This is a genomic window from Mycobacterium sp. AZCC_0083 (genome assembly GCF_014202335.1).
Lineage (GTDB): Bacteria > Actinomycetota > Actinomycetes > Mycobacteriales > Mycobacteriaceae > Mycobacterium.
Window position 1 is genome coordinate 1 of record NZ_JACHGP010000015.1, and the last position, 18,060, is coordinate 18,060.

Here is an 18,060-nt window from a genome sequence, read left to right on the forward strand (position 1 = left end):
GCGACGACAGTGCTCACCGGCCGGCGGCTCGGTAATCAGCCTCCCGCTCGAGAACCAAGATCCCCGTCAAGGACACGCTGATCGACTCCCATTAGACGAACATCGGTCGTTTCGGGTGGAATGTCTTCTCGAACAATGTCATCCACGATGTCTCCCACTGCCAGTTCGTGGGGAGGTGCAGTGTCAGTTTCCGGGCTGAGGATGCGACCCTGGCCGGGACGGAGACGATGGGTCTCGGATGGTTGCGGTGGTCGCTCTCACCAACTTCGGGTCGGCGGTCAGAGTCGCTGCGGCGCGGGTCAGGTTGAATGCCATGACTGCGCAGACCAGCCAGGCGGCGTTCGCGCAGAATTTTCCGGATGGTACGTGCGCGAGACCGGAGTTCTTCAGATCCGCGTGCACTTGTTCGATGATCGCGTGGTGACGATGCAGCTTGTCCGCGGCGACGGTGCCCAGATCGGTCGCTGCGGTGGTGGTGAAGAACGCGTGGAATCGCCAGACGTCGAACAGTTGACGTTGCCCTTGGTCCTTGTTGGGTCGCAGGTCGGGGATGCGGCGCACGATCAACCGGCCGGGAACGTGATGGGTCTTGGTCTGGGAGGCGAACGCGGTGAACGAGATTTCGGCGACCTCGGCGGTCGAGGTCCACCGCTGCGATTCTTCGTCGTAGATCGCGTTGGTGTATTCGATCGGGGTCCAGGCATCGCCCGCGATGGCCGAGATCGCTGCTCTGATCACCGTGTTCAACCCGGTCGTGACCGACACGTCGGCTCCACCGGTGATCGCGGCGCCGATCGTGGGATATCCGAAGAACGCGGAATCGGCTCGTAGCAGGGGTTTGGACACGGTCCGCGGCGCATCGTCGTTGCCAGTTTCGATTCTGGACGCGGCCGATGACCCGGTGGATGCGGTGCGCAGACGACCGACGGTGGTCAGGGTGTCGGCGATCATCCGGGCGGCTCCTCGCGAGGATCCGCAGGACCCTTTCCGGAGGCGTTGTCCCACGATCACCGGGGCGCTCGTGGCGGTGCTGACGGTGGTGATCAACGCATTCAGCCCGCGAACTCCGGAGTAGCCGTAGCTCGAGCCTTGTTTGTCGTGGCCGCGGACTTCGATGATCGAATCGTCGATGTCGACCAGGACTCGTTCGGAGTCGATGCCGGCGAGCACGAGTGTCCGCGCGGCCAGGTCGCCGAGCAGGCGTGAGGCGACGGCGTCGAGTTGGCGGACGTGTCCGAAGGTGAGCTCACGCCGCGGCCATCGCACGTGTCGGGGTTCGCGGTTCCAGGCGACGTCGCAGAAGATCTCACGTCCCCGAGCCGACCTCCAGCTGGTAACGGGTCAGCCAAGAGCTATTGGCAGCGACGGCCACCGATGACGCGTTGTGCAAGATGGCTGCGATGACCCCAGAGAGGAATCCGCTGGCGCCAATGAGTAGTCCCATGGCATTTACGGCGATCGGGGCGGCAGTTTGTCCATCACGTGATGGTAACCCAACCCATTTTCGATCGCGATCTCCGACTTGCTCAGTGCAGCAGCAGTCTTCACGTCCGATTCGTACCCGTGGGGATCCGCGGTGGGGTCTGACAGGATGGCGTTTGAACAATGGCTTGTTCGCCGCCAATCCGTTTCGCAATATCGCCCCGGACATTGGTGCTGACCACGACCTCAACGGCAGTCGCCGTCCCACCGAGGACGGAGCCACATCCGGCCACCGTCAGATTCAGCACCGTAACAAACTCCCGTCACCGCTGCGAGGTGTGACCGCAGCCGTCGTGCCAGGCATGAAATGTCGTCCTGGATAAGGCAAGTGGCGTCCCGGCGGGGTCTGACCTCGTACGATCCTCGTTGTCCGCCATGGCAGATCCGAACCAGGCCGCGGTCCTACCGGGAGCACTGCCCCCCGTTTCGGCCTCCATTGCCGAGTTGCGCAGCGCTGAGCCTGAAGGCGACTCCGAGCAGGCGTCGACGCGACGCGGGCCATACCGAAAGCCCGAGTGATCCAGGGCCTAGACCGACTTCGTTGGCCATCCCCAGGCTGTTCCCCGCAAGCCCAGGCTAAATAGGGCCAGCCTGAGACGGAATTCCCGGCACGGGGCTCGGCGTTTCCAGTCCTGGAAGGACCACCAGTCGTATACGAGGAGAAGCCGATGGGCGAAGCGATACAACCGAAGTCGACGATTGTCGGCGGGCTGTCAATCCGCTTCGCAGAGGGCGGGGCAGGGCTGCGCGACGCCCTCCTGCTCAGCCCGTGGCCAGAAAGCCTGTTCGCATTCGACCAGGTCTGGGCCCTGCTGGGCGAGCACACCCGTTTGATCGCCGTGGACCTACCGGGCTTCGGTGGTTCAGAGCGGAGCGAAGCGTTGATGAACCCGAAAGCCATGGGCGAGTTCGTTGTCCGCGTCGCCGATGCATTCGGCCTGGACAAACCACACGTCGTCGCACCAGACATCGGTACATCGGCCTCGCTGTTCGCCGCCGCGGCTCATCCCGACCGACTCGCAAGTCTCGTCATCGGATCCGGCGGAGCTGCGGTACCGCTGTCGTTGACTGGGCCGCTCAAGGACTGGGTCGAGGCCACGGACTTGGAGCCCTACCGTCAGATCGGCGGACGCAAGATCATCGAGATCCTGTTGAGCTCCATCAAGGGGTACACGCCATCCGATGCCATTTACCAGGACTACGTGAACTCGTACCAGGGAGACAAGTTCGCCGACAGTATGGCCTATGTCCAGGCCTATCCCGAACAACTCCCGGTGCTGGGCGAGCTGTTGACCGGAATCCAAACGCCGGTCCGCATCGTGCAGGGCAGTGCGGACGAGGTCGTGCCCGCAGCAAACGCCAACTACTTGGGCCAGCGACTGCCGAACAGCAGCGTTGACTTCATCGTCGCCGCCGGCCACTTCTGCTGGGAAGAACGGCCTCGCACCTACGCGTCACTAGTGATTGACTGGTGGAACCGCACGACGCGTCCTGCACGGGGCTGATGCGCATTGGCTACCTCCGTGTCGGAATCTCATAGTTGACGATGACATCGGGGTAACCTGTCCTTGATCGAGTCACGGGGATCGCCTTCGGCGTGCGATTCGAGGCAAACTGACTAGTACGGGCGGCTGATCGCGAAAAGGCTTCGTTCCCAACCGATGTCAGCGGTGAAAGATCTCGGGATGCTCGGCGAGTGCGACACGGGTGCGTCGGATGTGCCCACTGAGGAACCGCTCGCAATCGACGCTGTCGCGTCGCGCGATCGCGTCGAGCAGCAGCCGATGTTCGGCGTTGGCGATCCAGCGTCGCTGCGCACCGTTCTTCGTCATGAAGGCGCGCCGGAAATGCTGTGTCGAGTTCCACAGCCGCGTCACCGACGTCAAGAGTTCGCCATCCGGGCAGCCGGCATAGGTGAGCAGATGGAAACGCCGATCGAGTTCGAGGAACTGTCCGACGTCGGCATCGTCTTCGAGCAGATCCTGGATGCGGTGCAGTTCTGACTCGTGCTCGGTGCTCAGCTGGGGAAGGCTCAGCCGGAGGGCAAGCGGCTCGATCCGCTCGCGCATCTGGTAGATCACCTCCAGTTCGTCACGGTCCCACAGGGGAACGCGGGCACTCTTGTTCACTTCGAGCTGTGTGAGTCCCTCCACCTCGAGCATTCGCAAGGCTTCGCGCACGGGCAGCCGACTGGTGCCCAGGCGCTCGGCGATTTCTTCCTGACGGATTCGGCTGCCGGGAGGCATCTCACCGCTGAGGATGGCTTCCCGCAGGTAGGCCGCTATGCGCTCGCTGGTGGATGGCTCATTGGTCGGCGACTGGTTCACGATTCGTCGTCCCTCGTCATCGGGGTTGGGCGCCGATCCCCGCGGCCTGTTCATCGCAGTGTAGAAAACCCCCGGCCCTCTAGGTTGTCGGAGCCGCTGCTGCAGGACGACCGCCTGACCTTCGGGCGCGGAAAACATCCCGCAGCAATAATGGATCCAGGATGGCGCCGATGTGTGCCCTCAGGTCGGGAACAGTTGAAATATGGATCCATTTCTGGGACGGTTGGATCGCATCCGTCAGTCAGGAGTATCCCGTGGGCGACCTTGAAACCGTCAGCTGCCTGGGCGCCTCATGCGGGACGTCGTTGCCTCCGGGAGGGCGCCAGGTGAGCCGTCACGCCGGGCCGGCGCAGGCCGTCGCGCCCCCGACGGGGTGGCGTCACGCGCTATTGGGTGCACTGCGCCGTCGGTCGCTTTACCGGACCATCCCTGCCGCCGCGATCGTGGGAGTCACGCTCTTCATGGTCAATCTGTACGCAAGCGTGCGCAATGGGCCGTTCACCACGATGTTGGCCATTCAGATCGCGCTGACCTTCGTGGTTCCTTGGCTCAACGCCACGATGGGGATCGCCATTGGACTGCGCCACGGCAGCCCGTCGCCAGTTCCGGGGACGTCGGCCGGGCCTGACGGCAGCACGAGCCATTGAGCACCATCCACACGTTTCGATCGGTTGAAGGGTAATCACATGACACTGGTACCGCTCCTCGAGAGCAAGGAATTCTCCGAGGCCGACCACCACGCCCTTGCACTTGGCGAGAAAGCGTACGGAATGGTGTTGAACACCTGGGCGGCGATCGGCAACAGTCCCGGACTGTTCGCCGCCTACTTGCCGTTCCTGCGTCAGCTCAACGGGCCTGGCGAATTGGACGTCCGGATCAAGGACCTGGCCGCGGTCCGTGTCGCGGTCCTCAATCACTGCCGCTACACGACTAGCCACCGGTGCAAGTCGGCACAGGCGAACGGGGTGACCGCCGATGAGCTCACGGCGCTGGCACGGGGCGACTTCGCTCGCTTCACCGCGCGCGAGCGAATCGCGTTGGAGCTCGCCGGCGAGATGACGGCCACGATCCCCGTCACGACCTACGATCAGAGCGCCACCGGTGTCTCGGCGCCCATCCTGGAGGTGGCCCGGACGTCGTTCGGACCAGGCGAACTGGTCGAGCTCACGATGGGCATCAGCCTATGGAATGCCCTGTCGCGGTTCCACCGGGTGATGGCCTTCGAGCTAGACATGCCCGTGCCACCGGCAGGGGTGGACGAGCTCCTCTGACCGCTCCATCCGTGCCGGTGGGACCGCCGGACCCAATCAGTCGGTCTTCTGACCGGCTTCGCGCTGCAGACGGATGAGCAACGACGTGAAGTCCAGGTCGCCCAAACCGGTGGAGACGCAGGCCTGAAGCAGTTGCTGCACCAGCCCGGTCACTGGCAGCGGCACCCCGCCGGCGGCCGCCGTCGCCAGGATGAGGTCGACGTCCTTGCGCATCAGCCGGGTGCTGAACGTCGAGGTGTAGTCGTCGGCCAACAGCGGTCCAACCTTGTACTTGACCAACGGTGAGCCCACCGCTGATGCAGCCACGATCTCCAGAAACGAGCTTCGATCGACGCCGTGGGCTTCAGCCAGCGCGACCGACTCCGCGAGCAGTTCGGCGGTGCCGGCGACCATCAGGTTCAGCCCGAGTTTGACGATGCGGGCCGCTTCACCGGCTCCGGCGTAATGGACGTGCGGGCCGATGTCGCGCAGCAGCGCCTCCATTGCCGCGTAATCGTCAGCCGCACCCGAGACCACCACGGTCAGATCTCCTGCTCGCACGACGCCGGGATTGCCGCTGACGGGCGCTCGCAGGTATCTGATGCCGCGGCTTGTCGCGACGCGCGCGACCTCGCTGGAAGACTCCGGCGACACGGTGCTCATGTCGATGAGGAACTTGCCCCGAGCACTTGAGTTTTCGACAAGCCCGCACGGCGCCAGTATCAGGCCGGTCAGGGCCGCGGAGTCGGCGAGCATGGTGATGCACACCTCCGATGTCCAGGCGTCCTGCGGGGCGTCGAATTCGACGGCCCCTCTCCCGGTCAGCTCGGCGGCCCTTCCCTTCGTCCTGTTCCACACGCCCACCGTGTGACCAGCATCGACGAGGCGTCCAGCAATTGCTGATCCCATCTGGCCGAGCCCAAGCACGCTTACTTTCACCGACTCACCCTTCATTGCAAATTCGCGCCCTGTGCCGGACGACTGGCGGGTGCGTGACCGACACGCGCCGATCGTGCGAGGCCTTGGTGTTCAGTATTGATTAACAGGGGGTAGATGCGTCAAGCTGGAACCATGACGCATTCCCTGCACCTGCCACATGTCCCGCGACGCCTTGACGTGGTTCATCGCAGCGCCGGCCACCAATTCCTCCAGCATCCGAGCGAGCCGGGTCACGGCGCGGCCGTAGCGCCGATCCTGACCCCCGAACACGGCGCGGAGAATACGTCGATCGCGCTGGTCGACCTCACTCCCGACGCCCAGGTCTCGGGCCACCGCCACCCGTTCGAAGAGTCGTTCTTCGTCTTGGAGGGCAATCCCCTGGTGGCGATCGCCGACAAACGTTATGCGCTACGCCCCAACGACTTCGGGTTGATCCCGCACGGCACCGGCCACGCCTGGAGGAACCCGTCCGACCAGCGCGCCCGGCTATTGCGCGTGCACGCCCCGCAACCGCGCCCGATCGGAGGCAAGGGGCAATGGGGTGTGTTTGAGGCAGCCGAAACAGCACCGCCGACCCACGGCGAACCCGTCGACGAGCTCGATCCGGCAAAGCCCTACGTCGGCCACTTCGAACAGTCGGACATGGCACCACCCGGATCGATCTCGATGCCGGGCTACCACGGTGCCAACGTGCAGAACGTGCAGATCCGCATGATGGTCGACGAGCTGCTCGGTGCCCGCCACCACGCCATGTTCATCGTGCAGTTCACGCCCGCTTCCACGGCGGTGAACAAGACCGCCAACGAGCACTTCCATCCGTTCGAGGAGGCCTACTACCTGCTGTCGGGCGGAACGCAGAGCTTCTGTGACGGGGAAAACCAGCTCGCCGCCGCCGGCGACCTCATCTTCGCGCCGGTCGGCGCCTCACACGGCTTCGCACCGCTGGGCGGTGAGCGTCTGTGCTGGATCGAGGTGCAGTCACCCCTTCCACCGGCCAGCAACGCGTTCGTGTTCCACAACGACTGGACCGGCCAGACCAACCTCGGTTGAGTCGATCCATCGACGTCGGTCTCGTTGCGCTCCGGATTTCTGCCGTTCAGTTATGCTGAACAGCAGAGATTCGCAAGCATCGAACCGATTCACCGGACACGCTGGCGGTCCGACGGAAAGAGGGGGCCAAGGGGCGTGGAGAATGAGGCACGGGCACGGTTGCGCGCTGCCCGAGTCGCCGCCAATGTGAGTCTGCGGGAGCTAGGCCGCCGGGTGGGCATCTCTGCGAGCATGCTTTCGCAGATCGAAAATGGGCGTGCGCAGCCGTCGGTAGCAACCCTGTATTCGCTGGTGTCGGCTCTGTCGATATCGCTGGATGAGCTGTTGTCGGGTAGCAATGGCAGTCGCGGGCCCACCGGCGAACCCCCGCTGCGGCCGGTCGTCGCAGCGGCGGACCGCGCGGTCCTCGTCATGGACACCGGTGTTACCTGGGAGCGACTGACTGCTAGCCCAGACCCCCTGGTCGACGCGCTGCTCGTCACCTATCCGCCGGGCAGTAGCTCGTCATCGGGCGGTGGCCTGATGTGCCACGCCGGTCGTGAGTATGCCTACTTGTTGTCTGGCCGTCTAACGGTTCACCTCGGGTTCGAGACGTTCGTTCTCGAGCCAGGCTCGTCTATCAGTTTCGATTCCGCCGAGCCGCACTCCTATGTCAACCAAGACGCCGAACCCGCCCGCGGGTTGTGGCACGTGGTCGGCAGGAATTCACTGATCGCTCCGCTCCCGACGCCGACGCCGCAACTGCCGTAGCTGGGCCCCGCCGCGACGACGACGACGGAAACCCGGCGTCGACCGCCAGACGGCTTGACGGGCCCAACACCATGGGTGTTAAGTATCAATTAACACCCTCCGGCTACCGACGTCGGGCGAAAGGACGTAACGATGGCGATTCCCACCTATGGGCCCAATGCGGTCGACTGGGAGACACGAGTCGACATGGACCGGCTGCGCACGGAGCGACTCGACCGGCTGCGAGCGTCTCTCGAGCGCTCGGACCTGGGCGCCATATTGACATTCGATTTCGCCAACATCCGCTACATGACGTCGACCCACATCGGGACGTGGGCGGTCGACAAGATGATCAGGTTCGCGCTGCTGGTCCGCGGCGGCGACCCCATCGTGTGGGACTTTGGCTCGGCCGCCAAGCACCATCAGCTCTACAACCCGTGGCTCGACTACTCCAACGCGCACCCCGACGGCGATCCGCATGCCGCGCACCACGGTGCCGATGCCCGCAACCCCAGCGGTGCCCGCGCCGGAATCTCGACGCTGCGTGGCGCGATCAACCCGCTGGTCGGGATGGCGGAGAACGTGGCTGCCAAGATCAAGCGTGAGCTCGAACTGTATGGCCTGCTGGGTGAACCGCTCGGCGTCGACGTGATCGAGATGCCCGTCCTGGCGGCATTGCAGGCCGCCGGAATCAGCGTGGTCGACGGTCAGCAGGTGTTCCTAGATGCCCGTCGCATAAAGACGCACGACGAGATCAAGCTGCTGACACATGCGTGCTCGATGGTCGACGCCGCATACGAGAACCTCTACCAGTTCCTACGCCCGGGCGTGCGGGAGAACGAGTGCGTGGGCGTCGTCGCCAAGACGCTGTATGACCTGGGTTCGGAGTTCGTCGAAGGAGTCAACGCGATCTCCGGAGAACGCTGCGCGCCACACCCGCATGTCTTCTCCGACCGCATCGTGCGCCCGGGAGATCCCGCGTTCTTCGACATCCTGCACAGTTACAACGGGTATCGCACCTGCTACTACCGCACGTTCGCCGTCGGCAGCGCATCCGCGGCCCAACACGATGCCTACACCCGCTGTCGGGAGTACATGGACGAAGCGATCAGCCTCGTCCGACCCGGAGCCACCACCGCTGACATCGTCGCGGTTTGGCCCTCCGCCCAGGAGTTCGGCTTTCCCGACGAAGAGGCAGCGTTTGCGCTGCAGTACGGCCACGGAGTCGGCTTGTCCATTTGGGAGAAGCCGGTGTTCTCCAAGCTGGTCTCCCTTGAGCACCCGGAGGTCATCGAGGAGGGAATGGTCTTCGCGCTCGAGACGTACTGGCCGTCCAGCGACGGATGGGGTGCCGCGCGGATCGAGGAGGAGCTGGTCGTGACCGCGGACGGCTGTGAGGTGATCACCAAGTTCCCCGCCGAGGAGCTCCTGGTGGCCGGACGGCGTTACTTCACCGTGTCGGGGCCGCTGCCCACCAAACGCGACTCGCAGTCTCACCTGAACACCGGCGTGGCGTCAATGATCGGGACCGGCTGATTGTCGGGTGGGGTGGCGTCTAGGCAGAAACTGCCCGGCTAACCCGCCCACCTTGCGTTGCGCTCTCAGGAACCGGCGCGTCGTCGGGTTGCTCCGGCTCAGTTACACTGCACCGCCGAGCAATTCAGTGTAGGTGTTTCTCGCTCCACGGGCGCCGAATCCCCCGGTGACCAACCTCATAGCAATGCAACACCGGGTTGAACCGTTAAGTACTTGGGGAAATCTAATGACGCGATGAGTCAATCCTGAGGGCGTCGAACGGATTCGGCCACCGCCGGACGCTCTCCGTGGTCGGGTGGCCATCCCGGAGGTACCCCAATGCCCTGAACGCGAACGCATATCAATCAGGACCATAGAGAGAGGAGCGAGACATGGCCGACCGAAAGACGCTGCTCGTGGGTAGCATTCCCGGCGACGATACCGAGCAGGCCGTCGAACTGGCGATGGGCGAACTTGGCTCGACGCTGCTGGCCGTGCCTGATGGCGAGACCGGCTCGCGCAGCCAGTGGGTGGTCTCGATTGTGGAGGGCTTACGGACGAACCCCGCGGTCGTCTTGAAGAAGGACGGCGCCTGGTCCAGCTACGACGATCGACCGAAGTACAAGGTGCGGCGAGGGCTCGGAATCGACCCCGCGTCACTGGAACTCGGCTACTCAGACGCCTATCGCGAAAGCAGAATGGTCGTCGAAGCGGTGACGCGTAAACATGGCGTCACCGACGTCGCCCATCAAGTGGGCGTCGCGTCCGGATTCGATCTAGCGCTATTCGCTCTGGGCCTACCAGGAGCGCTTCGGCATCGTGGGACGTTCAACACCGCTGTTGCGCGTGAGATCGACACCATCTCCACAGCATCAGACGGTGACGTGCTCTTTCAGATCGAGGCGCCAGCCGAACTGGTCATGGTCGCCCAAGCACCGAGAGTACTGCGTCGCATCATGGCGGCCTGGGCGGCAAGGATATTCGTCGAACTGCCCCGAATGAGCCAGCCGACAACTCAGTTCGGTGTTCACCTATGCTTTGGCGACCTTGGCAATCAAGCGATGGTACGCGGACTTCGCGACTGCTCGGCGGCCGTCGCCCTCGCCAACGCCGTCGTAGCGCGCTGGCCTTCGGGAGTATCCCTGCAGTACTTGCACCTTCCGTTAGCCGCTGGCGACGAACCGCCGACACTGGATCCCGCCTACTATGCGCCACTGGCGAGGCTACGAGTGCCGACTACCACACGTGTCGTTGCCGGGTTCGTGCACGAGGGGCTGTCGGATGGGCAACTACGGCTAGTGCTGAGGCTCGTCGAATCCGCCGCAGGCCGACGCGTCGACATCGCAGCACCATGCGGGCTGGGCCGGCGGGAACGCGATGTTGCCCGGCGGATCATGCAGTCCAGCCGGACGCTTTGCACTGCCCGATGATCCGCGTCTGTCCATGGCGTGACATCAGCCGGTCTGCAGAAATCTCGACAGCTGGAGTTCTTCCTCGCACCGGCGCGTGAAGGACATTTGACGCGGACCGCGGTCTTCACCGCGCCGTGAGGCCCCGGGCACGCCGAGGTCACCGTACCCGGCCCGAATCGACTACGGACCCGTCGGGGGCTCTGTCGGTCGAAGGCCTTACCGCCGGGATAGGGCACGAGTTCGAATCGTATGCCCCACGGCGCGAGGAAGTACACCCGTCGCTGGCCCTTCGCTGGGACCCCTACTTGCCGTGGGCTCACCGAGCACCCGCACGCCGCGCGCGAAGGTTAGGCCACCGCGGTGTCGAGGTCGTCGACGTAGAGCGCGATGTGATGGCCGCCGACATCGCTGTTGCGTGGGGGTAGGCCGCGCTGGTCCGGCGACGAGTATTCGAACACTTCGAATACGGCGGCACCGCCAAAGCGGAAGAAGTGCAACCGGTTCATCACCGCGCGTGGGTCGACATTGAGGTGTGCGCGCATCCAGTCGCCGGTGTCGTCGCGAAAGGGGCCAAGGGTGTACATGTACTGGCACCCAAGTACATCGAGGAAGAACCTGGTCGCCTGCTCGAGATCAGGCACGGTAATTCCGATGTGGTCGAGGCGGCGAAGTCCATGTATGGCACCGAGGAATTCTCGGCGATCATCAATCCTCCTTAGGCGGCAATTCTGGCGGTCGGGACGGCGCGCAGCAAACCGGTCGTGACCGACGGCGCCCTCGCGGTGGCGACGCTGATGCGTGTGACGCTGTGGGTAGACCACCGCCCCATCGACGGCTCGACCGCCGCCGAGTGGATGCGCGCGTTCATCCATACCATCGAAAATCCACTGCAAACAGTGCTCTAAGCGAAGGTGCCGCCGACGATTCAACACGAGCGCAGGCGCCGCCAGCCCGCTTCGCTGACCTAGGTGCGGTGCGAACATGACCGTGACGTGATGGGGATGGCGGGTGCTGACCCGTTGTTCGAGAAGCGATTTCGGTCCTGGCAGCGCCTTTCGTGCTCCGGCGGCTCCATCACCCACTACCCGTAGGTGCATTTCGGAGCTGCCGTCATCTCCTCGAGCTGGGAACGCTCGACCCCTTGACCAGCGGCCCGCGAAGGACCGTATGCGTTGCAGGCGTAAACTGCGTGGCCTAACGCAGACATCGCGGCGTCAGAGTAAACACGGCGAGCGTCTCGGGCCGCGAAGGCGAGGAACACGCCTGATGCGATTGCGGTGGACAGCGCCCCACGCGGCGATGCCCACCACCGAGGGAACGGAGTGCACGTGCGGACAATGTTGCCGGCAAACCGCAGCGAGACCACGTCTCCTCGTACCCCACTGCAGGCTTGCCCGCAATTCTCGACCACCGACCCCGATGAGGCCGTTCACGAGGCCACCAAAGTTCTCGCGCCGCATCAACTTGATCTGCGCGGTGATCGGGCAGGGTTCGGCGCACAACTGCGCTGGGCGGACCTCAAGGACACGTCGCTGTACTACATGGACTATCGCAGCCCATTGAGCATTCGCTGTCTGCCGCATCGGTCCTACGTCGCTGTGGTGTTGCCCATCTCAGCAGACATGGGTGTCTCCTTCGACGACGGTGACATAGTCGATGTCCCGCGCGGCACATGCGTTGTCGCGCCCGCCGGCCGACGGGTCGAGTTCCACTACCGCAGCCCGTTCTCGGTGTTGATATTGACCGCAGAGATCGCAGCGCTGACCGGCGGACTACGCGGGATTGCGCCAGAGGTCGACGCCGAAGGCCTGTCCTTCGACGGCGTGGTCGCCAAGAACGGCTGGCTAGCCGAGACATTGTACGGCCTCAGCGGCCTACTCGTCCACGTCGTCGATCAGTACAGTTCGCCCACCCTCGTTCCCTCCCGCGTCGCTCACACCTTGCGTGAGCAGGTCATATCGACGTTCCTTCTCGCGATGCGACACAGTCGGTCGGATCAACTGCTACGTAGCACGCACCCGATATCGAGTCGAGCGGTCAGACAAGCCATCGAACTCGTCGTCTCTGATTCCTACGCGCAGAAAACCGTCACCGAAATCGCCACCGGTGTCGGGGTTTCGGTGCGCTCGCTTGAGTTGGGTTTCCGCAAAGAACTGGGATGCACACCGCACGAATACATTCAGAAGTTCCGCCTGCAGCAGGCGCACCAGCAGCTGCGCCGCGCCTGCCCCAGCGACGGAACCACGGTCACCGACGTGGCATTGCGTTGTGGCTTCAACCACACCGGCCGCTTCGCGGCGCTCTACCGGCGTTCGTACGGCACCGCACCGTCGCAGACCCTTCGCGCCTGCTAACGTTCGCCGCTCCCACAGAGAGTGCCGCGTACATACGGCCGGGCCTTCGCATGCATGGATGGCCGGCGTAACGGCCGTTCACGTCTGCGTAGCCCGCGCATCGCGACGTCCCTGGCTCAGCACCGGTGCCGGGCACTCTCGGTACCTGGCCGGCACGCATGCGCCGTCTTGGAATCCACGGAATTTTCGCAATTTGGACCTCAGTGTTTCGGCTCGTGGATCGAAGTGCCGTCGTTGCCGTCCTAGAGTCTGAATCCGACAACAACTAGAAGAAGCGAGAAAAGGGCCGGCCGACTGCGGGCCGTCACCGTGACATTGACGCCGAAGGCGTCACCACACGTCGACACGACATCGCGACGCCATGTGCCGCGACGAGACGACCCGCTTGAATTGCGCTGGTTCAACAGGCAGTCCGACCCGTCCGGCACGGCGACCCGGACCGCACTTTCAACCCGACATCGTAAGGAACAAGGCGTGACGGCTAGCACAGCACTTGACTACTCCGAGATTCCCGCCAGAGCGAGGAAGGTCTTGGAGGGTTTCCTCCCCGACGAAGCCAAGATCGCTCCCCGCGTGGCCCACTTCGCCGATGTGCAACCGCGACCGTTCGACCAGGACGGTGACACCGAGACGTTGGACGGTGCGACGTTCACGCACCACTTCGTCGATGCCCCCGGTGACGAGGAGACCGTGCGATTTCACTACGTAGAGGCCGGAGATGGGGAACCCATCGTGTTCCTGCACGGAATCCCAGACTCCTGGTATCAGTGGCACCACCAAATGGCGGCCCTTTCGGCGACACACCGATGTATAGGCGTCGACCTCAAGGGATATGGGCAGTCCGACAAGGGATTCGGTGACTTCCGGCACGAAGCGGCTGCCGAGCAGCTGCTCAGGGCTCTCGACTTGGCCGGCGTCGACAAATTCAATGTCGTGACCCATGACCGCGGCACCGTTCAAGCAGATTTCATCGTCGCCAAGCATCCCGATCGCGTCTTGCGCTACGGGCGCGGCGAGCAGCACTTGTATCACTTCCATCCCGACCTGGCCCCGCAAGGTCCGATATTCGCGAATGCACCGCACACCGGCATGATGGAAGATCCGCGGTACTTCGTCGTCTGGCTGTACACCTGGATCGCGAAACATGCGATTCTCGACGATGAGATGCGCCGCACGATTCAGGAGTTCTCCTACCCAGGTACGAACCACGCTGTGCCGCGCTACTTCAACTCCCAATCGTTCCGACAGGAGTGGCTTCGCCGTCGGCGCGATCTGCTCGGCGCTTGGACATGCCCGGTGATGATCATGCAGGGCTACGACAGCAAGACTCAGCCGCGCGAATTCTACGAGGACTCCCGCGAATACATTCCCAATGCACGAAGCGTGGCCGTCGAATACATCGAAGCAGGGCACTTCTGGTCCATGGAACGACCTGCCGAGGTCACGGCATTGATCAGAAGGCTGTTGGAGATGTAGCCCGTTTAACCTTCAGGCTCCCGAAAAGCGCCCGACATGCATTGACCACCACCCATCCGCGCAGAATCCTGGCACCCAGTCAGCACCGAATTCCGACCACTCAATTGACATCGATAGGACACCAACAGATATGACGAATCAACTGCAAGACCGTGTAGCGCTCATAACCGGCGCAACGCGAGGCATCGGCTTCGCAGCGGCAAAAGCGCTGCAGGAGAGCGGCGCACGTGTCGCGGTGCTGGCACGCGACGAAGAGACGCTCACGGCAGCGGCGGCAACGCTGCCAGCGCCCGGCGCTGACCGGGTGCTGGTACTGGCCGCCGACGTCACCGACACGCAGTCGGTGCATAGCGCCGTCGAGAAGGCCCATTCCTGGGGTGGGCAACTGGACATCATCGTCAACTCGGCGGGACCGCGGTTGACGCCGTCGGCACTGTCGGAGACCTCGACCGACGTGCTGGCCGGCTACCTCGACGCGAAGCTGCTGGGCTATCACCGGGTCGCCTCGGCGGCCCTGCCGCTGCTGAGCGACAACGGTTCTGGACGCATCATCAACATAGCTGGCGTAACCGCGCGTACGCTGATCCCCCACGCCGGGGTCACCGCGATCACCAATGCCGCTGTTCTCGCCCTGACCAATTACCTCGCAACCGAGACCGCCAGCCGAAACGTGCTGGTGAACGCCATCTCTCCGGGCATGACCCTCACCGAGGGCTGGCTGGAGAAGCACGAGACGATCGGCAAGGAGCAGAACAAGACCGCGACCGAGGTCCGCGACGGTATGACCGCGAGCCTGGGTATCCGCACCGGACGCTGGGCGGAGCCGTCCGAAATCGCCAGCGCCGTCGTATTTTTAGCGTCGGACCAGGCGTCCTACTTGACCGGCAGTGTGCTGGACGTTGACGGCGGCATCAGCAAAGCAGTGATCTGACCGGCGCCGTGCCTTAGCGACGCGGTCAACGGGAAAATTTTGGTACACAATGAAAGACGAAGACACGCCGAGACCGATCCAGGCGTCGCTTGCACAGGCATTGGCGTGGGGCGCCCCGATCTCCATCCTGGGAGACGAAGGCCCGCCTGAATCCGCTGCCGGTCGAGCGGACGGGCACCGGGCGGCATCGCGTCGGCTGCGCGGATGTCTCCGCCGGCGCAGGCTAAGTCTCAGGCGCGGCAGAGAACCGGTTTAGCGCACGGCTGACGCGGAGTATCGATGAAGATGGCGTCGCAAAGTCACTACTCGCGGTGGCGCGCATCGATGCAACGGCGGGCTGTGCGTTCGAGAACTGGCCCAACTCGTTCGCAAACTGGCTTGGGCACGGCACGGCACGGACATAGTGTGACTCTCACCGGGTCGCCTTCGGTGGCCAGATCGCGGCAGCCGAACGACTCAAGAGCAGTCTCTTTGGCTGGGTCCCAGGTACGGGTCGCACGGCGAGGAGACCTCGATGACAAGAGAACGAACAACGGAGGAATCAGTGACAACAGAACACACGATGAAGTGGTCCGAGATGGTCGAATTCGCGGACAGGCATGACCTTCTCGGGATGCGCCTCTATGTCATCTCATCGAAGCCAACGAACGGGCTGGGGCCGGTTCTACAGAATCTCGAGGAGCACATCGCCTACCAGACCAAACTCGAGCGCGACGGCATCATGTTCGCCGCAGGACCCCTCGCCAGTGACGACCTGACCGAGTGGCTGGGCGAGGGCCTGTTCATGTACCGCGCCGAATCCATCGACGAAGCGCGCCAGTTCGCCGGGGCCGATCCGATGCACGGCAGTGGGGCACGGGCGTTCACGGTTCGCGAGTGGATGTTGAACGAGGGAACCTACACGGTCCAGGTGTACTACTCGGCGGCCAGCAAGCCCCGGGTCAGATAACCCGGGCGTCAACCCCCGAGTGCGCCGAGAAGGACGTGTCCCCGGACCATCAGCGAGCGGAGAAACCTTCATGACCTACCTGCGAGATCTCGAGCAGCAGTTGGGGGCGGTGCACCGGGGCCCGATCGTCAGCGGCGAGGTGCTCAGCGGACCCGACACGATCGCAGTCGTCGACCCCGCGACCGAAGACGTCATCACCGAAATCGCCGCTGGGGACGTCGACACCGCCCCGGCGGCCGTGGGTGCGGCGTAGTCAGCCCTGGCCGAGTGGGCCACGCGGAGTCCGCGTCAACGCAGCGACGTCCTGCGGCGAGCGTTCGATCTGATGGTGAGCCGCGCCGAAGCGCTTGCCCAGTTGACCGTGTTGGAGAACGGGAAGGCGCAGAGGGACGCCCGAGCTGAGGTCCGCTACGCTGCGGAGTTCTTCCGCTGGTATTCAGAGGAAGCGGTACGGCTATCCGGCGAGATCGGTGAATCACCGTCCGGAGCGAACCGGATAGTGGTGCTACGCAAGCCGATTGGGGTGACGCTCCTGATCACACCGTGGGACTTTCCCGCCGCCATGGCCACCCGCAAGATCGGACCAGCACTGGCGGCGGGCTGCTCGGTCGTTCTCAAACCTGCATCTGAGACGCCACTGACGGCACTGGCGATAGCTGCACTAATGAGCGATGCCGGCGTACCAGCTGGCGTCGTCAACGTGGTGCCTACACGCCGCTCGGATGCGCTCGCGTCGCGGCTGCTCGACGACGAGCGTGTGCGGAAGGTGTCGTTCACCGAGTCGACCGAAGTGGGTCGGACTCTGTTGGCACACGCGGCACGCACGGTCGTGAGCTCGGCGATGGAGTTGGGCGGCAAATCTTCCCGTGATCGATCACCACCGTGTCGGGAACGACCGCCGGCGTCGCCGCGAAGACACTCGCAGGATCGAGCACCTCCTGTTCGACCAGAACCGACCGCGGTACCCCGTGCGGTGGCCAAACAGCATTGGCCGGCCAATCCCGACCCGCCGGCATCGGCCGAAACGACTGATACAGCACCGATGCCGCATCGATCGCCTTCGTCGACACCGGAGTCAGACGTAGCCCGGTGATACACGGGGAGTACCAGTCCATCCCGACCGTCAGCTCCACACCGACCCACCGCAACGTATGCGGATCCATCGCGAACACATCCAAAGGGGTCGTGTCCATCAACATGTACTCACCGGGCCGCGACGGATGCAGCTTCCCGTACGGAAGTACGGGTCGAGCGGCGATGTCTCGGATCCGTTTCATACTCTTCGACGAGAGCGTCGGACACTCCACTTCGAGCGCGTTGACGATCTCATACGCCATCGCCCGTTCCGGCAACGGTGCCCCGCCGACACCATAGGTGGCAACAACGCGCGCCCGCGCATGTTGAATCACAAATCCCTTGGTCCTTTTAGACATCTCGACGTACTCGGTCATGACGTCCAACGCCGCCATCCTGAAGATTTGGAAATGCTTGCTGCCCAGGGCTGGTTGAACCGCTCTGTCGGGTATCAACCCCACTTCGCCCTCCGCTTCGTAGAGACTGACCCATCGCTCAATAGTCCGGAATCCCTTACCGAGTTCCTCCGCCTTGGCTTTCACCCGGACCTGCTTGGGTACCGTGGCCTTGTA

At 63.8% G+C, this 18,060-nt stretch carries 17 protein-coding genes and 2 pseudogenes; 14 read left to right on the forward strand and 5 right to left on the reverse strand.

Going from position 1 to position 18,060, the window contains the following annotated elements; all coding sequences use genetic code 11:
- Positions 1 to 91: 91 nt before the first annotated feature.
- Together HNP02_RS30825 and HNP02_RS30830 are read right to left on the reverse strand one after the other, a co-directional pair.
- Positions 92 to 1,251, reverse strand: a pseudogene (locus HNP02_RS30825) (IS1380 family transposase); the annotation flags it as partial.
- Positions 1,252 to 1,306: 55 nt separating this feature from the next.
- A pseudogene (locus tag HNP02_RS30830) lies at positions 1,307 to 1,459 on the reverse strand (hypothetical protein); the annotation flags it as partial.
- Positions 1,460 to 2,150: 691 nt separating this feature from the next.
- Between HNP02_RS30830 and HNP02_RS30835 the strand changes: the two are divergent.
- Entirely contained in the window at positions 2,151 to 2,987 is an 837-nt protein-coding gene (locus HNP02_RS30835) for an alpha/beta fold hydrolase (RefSeq protein WP_184444450.1), read from the forward strand.
- 159 nt (positions 2,988 to 3,146) lie between these two features.
- Here HNP02_RS30835 and HNP02_RS30840 read toward each other — a convergent pair whose 3' ends face one another.
- The gene (locus tag HNP02_RS30840; RefSeq protein WP_309241748.1) at positions 3,147 to 3,809 is read right to left on the reverse strand and encodes a GntR family transcriptional regulator; all 663 of its coding nucleotides are present in this window, start codon (positions 3,807 to 3,809) and stop codon (positions 3,147 to 3,149) included.
- Between the two features lie 254 nt (positions 3,810 to 4,063).
- Here HNP02_RS30840 and HNP02_RS30845 point away from each other — a divergent pair, with 254 nt between their 5' ends.
- Complete coding sequence (locus HNP02_RS30845; RefSeq protein WP_184444452.1) at positions 4,064 to 4,456, forward strand: hypothetical protein; 393 nt, start codon at positions 4,064 to 4,066, stop codon at positions 4,454 to 4,456.
- A gap of 39 nt (positions 4,457 to 4,495) precedes the next feature.
- On the forward strand, positions 4,496 to 5,080 hold the full coding sequence (locus tag HNP02_RS30850) for a carboxymuconolactone decarboxylase family protein (protein ID WP_184444453.1): 585 nt from the start codon (positions 4,496 to 4,498) through the stop codon (positions 5,078 to 5,080).
- Between the two features lie 36 nt (positions 5,081 to 5,116).
- Here HNP02_RS30850 and HNP02_RS30855 read toward each other — a convergent pair whose 3' ends face one another.
- Positions 5,117 to 5,998 carry an NAD(P)-dependent oxidoreductase gene (locus HNP02_RS30855; RefSeq protein ID WP_184444454.1) on the reverse strand — a complete coding sequence of 294 codons (882 nt, stop codon included), beginning with the start codon at positions 5,996 to 5,998 and terminating at the stop codon, positions 5,117 to 5,119.
- Positions 5,999 to 6,130: 132 nt separating this feature from the next.
- Between HNP02_RS30855 and HNP02_RS30860 the strand changes: the two genes are divergently transcribed.
- The 4 genes from HNP02_RS30860 to HNP02_RS42275 all read left to right on the forward strand — a co-directional run bounded on the left by HNP02_RS30860 (position 6,131) and on the right by HNP02_RS42275 (position 10,722).
- A complete protein-coding gene (locus HNP02_RS30860; RefSeq protein ID WP_184444455.1) occupies positions 6,131 to 7,048 on the forward strand; it encodes a cupin domain-containing protein in 918 nt (305 codons plus the stop codon).
- 135 nt (positions 7,049 to 7,183) lie between these two features.
- The gene (locus HNP02_RS30865; RefSeq protein WP_221318253.1) at positions 7,184 to 7,798 is read left to right on the forward strand and encodes a helix-turn-helix domain-containing protein; all 615 of its coding nucleotides are present in this window, start codon (positions 7,184 to 7,186) and stop codon (positions 7,796 to 7,798) included.
- A gap of 132 nt (positions 7,799 to 7,930) precedes the next feature.
- The gene (locus tag HNP02_RS30870) at positions 7,931 to 9,313 is read left to right on the forward strand and encodes a Xaa-Pro peptidase family protein (protein ID WP_184444456.1); all 1,383 of its coding nucleotides are present in this window, start codon (positions 7,931 to 7,933) and stop codon (positions 9,311 to 9,313) included.
- A 371-nt stretch (positions 9,314 to 9,684) separates the two neighbouring features.
- Positions 9,685 to 10,722 (forward strand): hypothetical protein, encoded by a 1,038-nt coding sequence (locus HNP02_RS42275; RefSeq protein WP_221318254.1) that lies wholly within the window; start codon positions 9,685 to 9,687, stop codon positions 10,720 to 10,722.
- A gap of 329 nt (positions 10,723 to 11,051) precedes the next feature.
- Here the strand turns inward: HNP02_RS42275 and HNP02_RS42280 are convergent, their stop codons facing one another.
- Positions 11,052 to 11,414, reverse strand: coding sequence for a VOC family protein (locus tag HNP02_RS42280; protein WP_309241762.1), 363 nt, complete (start codon positions 11,412 to 11,414; stop codon positions 11,052 to 11,054).
- 18 nt (positions 11,415 to 11,432) lie between these two features.
- Between HNP02_RS42280 and HNP02_RS42285 the strand changes: the two genes are divergently transcribed.
- The 7 genes from HNP02_RS42285 to HNP02_RS30905 all read left to right on the forward strand — a co-directional run bounded on the left by HNP02_RS42285 (position 11,433) and on the right by HNP02_RS30905 (position 17,507).
- Positions 11,433 to 11,609: a 2-oxo acid dehydrogenase subunit E2 gene (locus tag HNP02_RS42285; RefSeq protein WP_255507163.1), complete on the forward strand. Its 177-nt coding sequence runs from the start codon at positions 11,433 to 11,435 to the stop codon at positions 11,607 to 11,609.
- A 432-nt stretch (positions 11,610 to 12,041) separates the two neighbouring features.
- Positions 12,042 to 13,058 carry a helix-turn-helix transcriptional regulator gene (locus HNP02_RS30880; protein WP_255507164.1) on the forward strand — a complete coding sequence of 339 codons (1,017 nt, stop codon included), beginning with the start codon at positions 12,042 to 12,044 and terminating at the stop codon, positions 13,056 to 13,058.
- Positions 13,059 to 13,532: 474 nt separating this feature from the next.
- Positions 13,533 to 14,534 carry an alpha/beta fold hydrolase gene (locus HNP02_RS30885; RefSeq protein WP_184444458.1) on the forward strand — a complete coding sequence of 334 codons (1,002 nt, stop codon included), beginning with the start codon at positions 13,533 to 13,535 and terminating at the stop codon, positions 14,532 to 14,534.
- A gap of 130 nt (positions 14,535 to 14,664) precedes the next feature.
- Entirely contained in the window at positions 14,665 to 15,465 is an 801-nt protein-coding gene (locus HNP02_RS30890) for an SDR family NAD(P)-dependent oxidoreductase (protein WP_184444459.1), read from the forward strand.
- A gap of 544 nt (positions 15,466 to 16,009) precedes the next feature.
- Positions 16,010 to 16,414, forward strand: coding sequence for a YciI family protein (locus HNP02_RS30895; RefSeq protein ID WP_309241749.1), 405 nt, complete (start codon positions 16,010 to 16,012; stop codon positions 16,412 to 16,414).
- A gap of 70 nt (positions 16,415 to 16,484) precedes the next feature.
- Positions 16,485 to 16,667 carry a hypothetical protein gene (locus tag HNP02_RS43060; protein WP_184444460.1) on the forward strand — a complete coding sequence of 61 codons (183 nt, stop codon included), beginning with the start codon at positions 16,485 to 16,487 and terminating at the stop codon, positions 16,665 to 16,667.
- A 51-nt stretch (positions 16,668 to 16,718) separates the two neighbouring features.
- Entirely contained in the window at positions 16,719 to 17,507 is a 789-nt protein-coding gene (locus tag HNP02_RS30905; RefSeq protein WP_255507167.1) for an aldehyde dehydrogenase family protein, read from the forward strand.
- The last annotated feature ends 553 nt before the right edge of the window (positions 17,508 to 18,060 follow it).

Excerpts from the sequence above, each read along its gene's own strand:
- HNP02_RS30860 (WP_184444455.1), top strand. The coding sequence starts at position 6,131 with ATGACGCATTCCCTGCACCTGCCACATGTCCCGCGACGCCTTGACGTG.
- HNP02_RS30880 (WP_255507164.1), top strand. The coding sequence starts at position 12,042 with ATGTTGCCGGCAAACCGCAGCGAGACCACGTCTCCTCGTACCCCACTG.
- HNP02_RS30850 (WP_184444453.1), top strand. The coding sequence starts at position 4,496 with ATGACACTGGTACCGCTCCTCGAGAGCAAGGAATTCTCCGAGGCCGAC.
- HNP02_RS30870 (WP_184444456.1), top strand. The coding sequence starts at position 7,931 with ATGGCGATTCCCACCTATGGGCCCAATGCGGTCGACTGGGAGACACGA.
- HNP02_RS42275 (WP_221318254.1), top strand. The coding sequence starts at position 9,685 with ATGGCCGACCGAAAGACGCTGCTCGTGGGTAGCATTCCCGGCGACGAT.
- HNP02_RS43060 (WP_184444460.1), top strand. The coding sequence starts at position 16,485 with ATGACCTACCTGCGAGATCTCGAGCAGCAGTTGGGGGCGGTGCACCGG.
- HNP02_RS30835 (WP_184444450.1), top strand. The coding sequence starts at position 2,151 with ATGGGCGAAGCGATACAACCGAAGTCGACGATTGTCGGCGGGCTGTCA.
- HNP02_RS30890 (WP_184444459.1), top strand. The coding sequence starts at position 14,665 with ATGACGAATCAACTGCAAGACCGTGTAGCGCTCATAACCGGCGCAACG.